Genomic DNA, 930 nt, shown 5'->3' with positions numbered 1-930 from the left:
AATTGTTCATTTGTTTTCATTCCACCACCACTTTCAGCAATTTCTCCCCAATCCGCACAAGATAGACACCGCGTGTGGTTGGTATCGGTAGTTGTAGGGATGATTGCGGGGATGATTGTAGGGGCGGTTGCGGGGATGGTTGCGGAGTCGTGGCACGCCACGCCTCTACCGGTAATGTTGACACCGCGCGACCGTTTAAATCATAGATTGTGATGTTTGTAACACCTTCCGGAACGCCTTCGATGGTGATGAAATCACCGCCATGCACCGGATTGGGATATAGTTTCAGGGGAGGTGCCTCTATTGCGCCAATCTGTGTGGTGCGGGTGCGTTCCTGACAATACGGGCACGTTTCCACGGTGTCGCCTGAGGCGGTGATGAGGCGTGCCTTATACTCGGCGGTGGCATCCAATATATCTGTGCGCTTGTTGCCTGCTGAATAGGACAATTCGGAGGATAATTTCTCCCATTTGCCATTGCTGTCCGCCTTATACCATTCGCAACCCACTATACCGTAGCCGGTGTTTGCCTTTACGAGCAGCAGATTGTTGTACCGGATGGACACGACATCCTCAAACGCTGCTCGGCTTTCGATGGTCAGACTGTAATTGGCTGTGTCTCTTGCTATTACAATACTGTATTTGACCACATAACGTCCGCCTCTGCTAATATCAACCGTGAAGCGATTCCCTTTTACACCTTCGTGCAATACGGTGGAAGAGGTCTTGGTCGTAACCGTTACAACAGACTCCAAAGCCTCACAATGTGCCAGGTAATAGCCTGTACCGATGCTGTCGGCATTTGACACAGCTATCGCGTGGCCGTTGGTATTGCCACCCGTGTTGCCACCTGCGCCACCTGTGTTGCCGCCTGTGCCGCCTGTGCCACCTGTGTTGCCGCCTGAGCCGCCTGTGTTGCCGCCCGTGTTGG

The 930-nt window shown here is 53.0% G+C and carries 1 protein-coding gene; it reads right to left on the bottom strand.

Going from position 1 to position 930, the window contains the following annotated elements; translation table 11 throughout:
- Positions 1 to 16: 16 nt before the first annotated feature.
- A partial coding sequence (locus ASC50_RS01395) for a T9SS type A sorting domain-containing protein (RefSeq protein ID WP_158648256.1) occupies positions 17 to 930 on the bottom strand: 914 nt, incomplete at its 5' end.

The organism is Candidatus Symbiothrix dinenymphae (assembly GCF_001431085.1).
This window is presented reverse-complemented; position numbering and strand designations above follow the sequence as displayed.